The organism is Nocardia cyriacigeorgica, assembly GCF_010858045.1.
Lineage (GTDB): Bacteria > Actinomycetota > Actinomycetes > Mycobacteriales > Mycobacteriaceae > Nocardia > Nocardia cyriacigeorgica_E.
Map to the genome: position 1 here is coordinate 1 of NZ_JAAGVC010000001.1, position 6,050 is coordinate 6,050.

General features: G+C 68.6%; 5 protein-coding genes and 1 pseudogene. 5 read left to right on the top strand and 1 reads right to left on the bottom strand.

The window, feature by feature from the left end; translation table 11 throughout:
• Positions 1–414, top strand: a pseudogene (locus GV790_RS00005) (hypothetical protein); the annotation flags it as partial.
• Between the two features lie 279 nt (positions 415–693).
• The gene (locus tag GV790_RS00010) at positions 694–2,298 is read left to right on the top strand and encodes an alpha/beta hydrolase (protein WP_309138965.1); all 1,605 of its coding nucleotides are present in this window, start codon (positions 694–696) and stop codon (positions 2,296–2,298) included.
• Between the two features lie 173 nt (positions 2,299–2,471).
• Here the strand turns inward: GV790_RS00010 and GV790_RS00015 are convergent, their stop codons facing one another.
• Positions 2,472–3,344, bottom strand: coding sequence for a sigma-70 family RNA polymerase sigma factor (locus GV790_RS00015; protein WP_163809117.1), 873 nt, complete (start codon positions 3,342–3,344; stop codon positions 2,472–2,474).
• Positions 3,345–3,826: 482 nt separating this feature from the next.
• Here GV790_RS00015 and GV790_RS00020 point away from each other — a divergent pair, with 482 nt between their 5' ends.
• Genes GV790_RS00020 through GV790_RS00030 form a run of 3 tightly spaced genes read left to right on the top strand, consistent with a single transcriptional unit; the run spans position 3,827 to position 5,995 of the window.
• Entirely contained in the window at positions 3,827–4,996 is a 1,170-nt protein-coding gene (locus GV790_RS00020; protein ID WP_163809119.1) for a serine hydrolase domain-containing protein, read from the top strand.
• A 30-nt stretch (positions 4,997–5,026) separates the two neighbouring features.
• A complete protein-coding gene (locus GV790_RS00025; protein ID WP_163809120.1) occupies positions 5,027–5,452 on the top strand; it encodes a DoxX family protein in 426 nt (141 codons plus the stop codon).
• Between the two features lie 27 nt (positions 5,453–5,479).
• Positions 5,480–5,995: a carboxymuconolactone decarboxylase family protein gene (locus GV790_RS00030; RefSeq protein ID WP_163809122.1), complete on the top strand. Its 516-nt coding sequence runs from the start codon at positions 5,480–5,482 to the stop codon at positions 5,993–5,995.
• Positions 5,996–6,050: the final 55 nt, after the last annotated feature.

The following is a 6,050-nucleotide window of genomic DNA, read 5'->3' on the forward strand; positions in this document are numbered from 1 at the left end:
GCGCAGCCCTACGACCTCCACGACGGCAACAGCGGCGACGGCAACAGCGATATCGGCGATGGTGGCTCCGGTGGTTGTGGTGGACGTCCGCCCGGCGGTGGATGCAACAACTCCAAGCACGGCGGTCATGGCACCGACGCTCCGGCGGGCAGCTCCCAAGGTGGTGCGGGCGGTGGCGGTGGCGGCGGCTACAACGGCGGCGGACGGGGACACGGAGCGAGCGTGGCCAGTGATTCCGGCGGCGGAGGTGGCGGTGGCGGTGGGCGCTCCTATGCCACCGCCGATGCGACGGACGTGCGCTTCTACCAAGGGACTTCGGGGACCGGGAAGTCGAACGGCGTGGTCCACCTGTCCTGGGAGACGGCGCCCGGTGCGGAGCCGCCGCCGTGCACGGGTTCGTTCTGCCCGCGATGAGCTGTCGGCGATAGCAACGGCCGCGATGTACTCGTCGTGGAGGTCGTAGGGCTGCGCTGGCACTGGTCTTGCGTCATCCTCGGCGGCGCGGGCGCGGTCGGCGCCGAAGACGTCCTCGGCCGGCGCGCGCGTTCGACAACCGAAGCGCGACAACGGTCGTGGTCGGCATCCGGCCGCGGACTGCCCCGCCGCGGTCGAATGCGTCTCAGAACTGCCGGTCGGTAGTGAGAAGGACCGCAGAGTCGGCGATGCCCGAGTGTGACAGGATCACTGCGTTCGGTGATCGGTGCGCAGGAGGGCTTGCAGGTGGTTCTGCGGTTGGGAACCAAGAGTTCTCGCTGGGTTCGAGTCGTGGTGTGTGCGCTGGTCACCGGTGCTGGGGTGCTGGGTGTACCTGGCCCAGCATCGGCGGTGGAGCGGGTGGATCCGTATATCGATGGGCTGGCCGAGGGCGCGGCGACGCCGGTGCTGCACTGGGCCGAGTGCGGCGACGGGTTCGAATGTTCTTCTGCGCGGGTTCCATTGGATTACCACCGGCCGGGCGGTGAGCAGATCGATCTCGCGGTGATCAAACTTCCTGCGGCGGACCCGGAAAGGCGGATCGGAACGTTGTTCGTCAACTTCGGCGGTCCGGGCCCTTCGGGGGTCGAGCGGTTGCGCGAGCGGGGACGGTGGGAGTGGCTGTTCTCGGCGGAGCTGCGGGCTCGGTTCGATGTGGTGTCGTGGGATCCGCGCGGGGTGGGCCGGAGCGCGCCGGTGAATTGCTTCGGCGGGAACGATGAGCAACTGGCGTTTCTCGGTTCGATGCCGGAGATGCCCGCCACGAGCGCGGAGGAGCCCGCGTTCTTCGGCTGGTCGAAGGAGTTCGCTGATCGGTGCAGGCAGCAGGCGGGCCCGATTCTCGATCATGTGTCGACCGCGAACACGGCGCGTGATCTCGAGCTTCTGCGCCGAGCGGTGGGCGATCCGCAGCTGACCTATCACGGCATTTCCTATGGCACACAGGTCGGCGCGGTGTACGCGAATATGTTCCCGAGCCGGGTGCGGGCGATGGCGTTCGACGGGTCGATGGATTTCCAGGGGAATGCCGATGGGCATGGCGGGCAAGGGTCTTCGGTACCATTGGATGTCCGTCAGAACGTCGCAGCGGGGATCGCGGCGACCTTCGACGCGTTTCTGCGGCAATGCGCCGAGGCCGGCCCGCGGTGCGCGTTCTCGGCGGGCGATCCGAAACTGAAATGGATCGCGCTGGCCGAGCGGGCGCGGCTGGCTCCGATCCGGCTCGACGGCGCGGCCTGGACCTATCCGGCGGTAATCGGTGCCGCGGCGAGTCTGTCGCAATCGTCGAATTACCCGGACCTCGCCGTGTTGTTGCAGCGGCTGTTCGACGCGGGCACCACCATCCCCGGAGTGCTGCCCGTCGCACGCGATACGTCCTACGCGGGCAACCGGACCGAGGCGTTCCACGCGATCCAATGCAGCGACAGCATCGTCCCGACCGATCCCGCCGCCTACAGTCGTGCCGCGGTCTCGGAAGATCAGCGCATCCCGTATTTCGGACGGGTCGCGGTATTCAGCAGCGTTGCCTGCGCGTTCTGGCAGGGTCACGACGCCGATCGGTACGCCGGCCCCTGGGATCGGCGCACCGCGGCGCCGATCCTGGTGCTCAACACCAGGTTCGACCCCGCCACGCCACTGGCCGGTGCGTTCGCCGGCGCCGCCCAACTCGCCGACGCCCAGGTGGTGGTGATCGAAGGCGCGGGGCACAGCAGCATGTACGCGCCGAGCAGTTGCGCCGAACGCGTCAAGCGGGAGTACCTGTTCACGGGCCGGCTACCGCCGAAGAACACCGGGTGCGGCATCGATAGGTCGCCGTTCGACTGAGTGAGGGCGAGAGCCGGCCGGAGCGCTCACTCGAGTCGGCGCTGTCGTGCCGCTCACCAGGATCGATGCTCTGTTCGGCTGGCGAATGCCTGCGCTCACCTTCGGCTCGACCGGCGAGCCGCCCAGCCGGGTCCGGTGGGGGCTGAAGAGCGCTCCCCGAGCGGGTACCACGCTCACCCCAGCACAGCGCTCAAATCCAGACCGGCGAGCCGTTCGCGGTCGGACAGGATGTCGATCGCGGTGATGCGGTCACCGACGACGGTGAAGCTCATGATCGAGAAGGGCTCGCCGTCCATGGTGTTGACCAGCCCGGCGCCGCCGTTGATGACGGCAGGATGGGTCACGCACAGGGTGGCCATGCGGTGGAACGTCTCGGCCTGTGCGCCCACGAGGGTGCGGCCGCGCAGCACGCGCAGATCGCCGGCGTCGGCTCGCAGCACCACGTCGGGATCGAGGATGCGCACCAGTTCCTCGAACTCTCCGTCGCGGGCGGCGGCGAGGAACGCGTCAACCACGCGGCGCTGCCGGGGGAGGTCGGTATCGGGAGCCGGCGCCTCGCCCTGGATGCGGCGGCGGGCCTGACTGGCGAGCTTCTTGGCCGTCTGCGGCGTGCGATCGACGATCGGCGCGATCTGCTCGTACGGCACGGCGAACATATCGTGCAGCACGAAGGCCAGCCGTTCGGCTGGGCTCAGCGATTCCAGCACCACCAGCAGCGCCAGCCCCACCGAATCGGCGAGCATCGCTTCATGTTCCGGGCTCTGCCCGGAAGCCGCGGTGACCACGGGGTCGGGCAGATTCTCCAGCGGCTCTTCCTGACGGACCTTCCGCGACCGCAACATATCGAGGCAGACCCGGCCGACGACCGTGGTCAACCAGCCGCCGAGATTGCCCACATCGGCGGTGTCGGTGCGGGCCAGGCGCAGCCACGCCTCCTGCACCGCGTCGTCGGCATCGCTGACCGAGCCGAGCATCCGGTAGGCGACCGAACGCAGGTGCGTGCGGTGCTCCTCGAACCGGTCGGCCAGGAATTGCGCGTCGTTCACAGGGTCCTCCTTGTGCGGTCCTTCCTACCGATGACGAACCGGCGGCCGAAAAGGTGACCGTAGCTGTTCGCGCACACCTCGCCTGCCGCCCTCGGTCGGTGACCGCTGTCCGAGAAGCACCGACTGTCACTGGCCGCGGCTGATGCTGCCGATCGCCGGCCGGTTGTGCCGGCCACTGGTGTCGGCACATGGGTGCTGGCTGGCGGTTGATGCTCGCGGACCGCCTGTTCGAGTGCGGCCGCTGTCCTGGACGCGACCCAGCGGGGCTGCCGGCCGCCGCTGGTTTTACTGCGGTGCTCGTGCCGCCCGCCGCCTACCACCGCCGCCCGCCGGGCACTGGCCGACAATCCGAACTCGCACCACCCCGACCTGCGATTTCCCCCCCAGCGGTCACCTTTCGCTACCCCCGTACGTCAGTGCAGCAGAAACGATCCGCGGCGGCGCCGGAGCAGGCGGACCGGCCGCATCGAAGGGAGAGCATCATGAGCACGATCGAGATCCACGGCACTGTTGCCGAAGGGTTCGAACAGGTACGCGAGGAGTTCCGCGCTGTTGTCGAGGAGGAGGACGGGCAGTCCGGCGCGCAGTTGGCCGCCTATCTGCGTGGCCGCCAGGTGGTCGATCTGTGGGCCGGGCCCGAGGTCACCGGTAGCACGCTGACCGGCCTGCATTCGTCGAGCAAGGGCGCGGCGGGCCTGGTGGTGGCCATGCTGCTGCAGGACGGTGTGCTCCACCTCGACCGGCCCGTCGCCCATTACTGGCCGCGTTTCGGCACCGCGGGCAAGGACGACATCACCGTGCGCGATGTGCTGGTGCATCGGTCGGGAGTGATCGGGGTCGGTGGCGGTTTCACCGTCGCCGAGCTCGCGGACGAGCGCGTCATCGCCGAGCGGTTGGTCGGTCAGCGCCCGTACTTCGCGCCGCGAACCGCGCACGGTTACGGCGGGTTCGTCATGTACGCGATCATCGGCGAGGTGGTGCGGGCGGTCACCGGAAGCACTGTGCAGCAATTGTTCGAGCAGCGGATCCGGGCACCGTACGGGCTGGATGTGTATCTCGGCCTGCCCGCGGAGCTGGATCACCGCTACCTGCCGGTCCTGCCGTGGCGAGCGACCGCGGAGATGGAGGCCGCGTTCACCGCGAATTCCCCCAACCCGCATGGAATCGCCGGCATTTCCTACAACCTCAATGCCCGAGGCTTCACGGCCGCTGATGTGATGGCCCTGCCGAATGATGCGCAACTGCGCAGGCTCGGTCAGGCCTCGGCCGGTGGTGTCGGCAGTGCGCGCGGCTTGGCGCGGATGTACGCGGCGGCGGTCTCCGGGGTGGACGGCCGGCCACCGCTGCTGTCGCTCGACACCATAGAGATCATCTCCGAAATCCATTCCGGTGGCGCCGATCTGGTGCGTGGGCAAGCACCGTACACGCTCGGCTTCGAGGCCAAGGGGTTGCTGTACCCATTCCTCGGCGTGCACGCGTTCGGACACGCAGGGTCGGCAGGCTCGGACGGATTCGTCGATCCGCACAGCGGTCTCACCTACGGATACACCCGCCGCCGTGCCGCTTTCGCGTTCAACGCACCGGAGAACGCGCGCTTGGCGGCAGCCCTGCACCGCGCGGCCACCGACGACGGCCACGCGCGCGCCGCTTGACCGAACAAGGCTACGACCAGGAGTGACACCATGAACACACGCGCCTCGAAGGCCCTGAAACTCGCCCGCTGGATTCCGGTGGCGGCTGTACTGACCGAAACCGCCGTCGGATCGTATTGGGATCTGGCCCGGATCTCCTATGTCCGGGAAGCCTTCGACCACCTCGGCTACCCCATGTACTTCGCGACGGTGCTCGGCACCGCCAAGGCCGCCGCGCTCGCCGCGATCCTCACCCCGGGCCATCCGCGGACGAAGGAGTGGGCCTATGCCGGACTCGTCTTCGTCTACGGCGGTGCCGCCGCCTCCCACCTCGCGGTCGGCGACGGCCCGGACAAGTGGGCCATGCCCGCCATGTTCGCCGCGTGCACGCTCGCTGCCCGCGCCTGGTTGCCGCAGGGCGAGGCGTCCCCGATGACCAAGTTCGGCGTCTTTGGACGTCGTCCCCAGTACGTCTGATCAACCCACTGAGAAAGGAAAACAATCATGCAGGAGAACTCGACGGCCACGCAGGCGCGCACAGGGTCCCGGTTGCGCAATCCGCAGCAGCTGGTTCCCGAACTCGCCGAAGTCGGTGCGGCGCTGTTCAAAGCCACCGGAAACGGAACCGTCCCCAGGACCACGATCAGCCTGGTCCAGTTGCGGATCGGGCAGATCGTCGGCAGTACTTACCTGGTCGTGCTGCATACCGGCAATCTGCGCACCGCGGGGGAGTCCGAGGAACGTATCGCGGCCGTGGCCACGTGGCAGGACGCCCCGTACTTCACCGAGGCCGAGCGTGCCGCCCTTGCCCTCGCCGAAGCTGTCGCCCAGCCCTCGGCAGCAGCCGAGCGGGTGACCGATGAGCTGTATGCCCGCGCGGCCGAGCACTACGACGAGAAAGCCTTGGCCACCCTCGCAATGGCCATCGGGCAGGTGAATTTCTTCGTGGCGCTGGCCGTCATCGGCAAGCCGGTCCCCGGTGTGCCACCGCAGGAGCAGTGGACGCCGGTGGCGGACTGATCCTCGCGAGACCCGCGGCCGCGGCCACAGTTCACCACTGTGGTCGCGGCCGCGG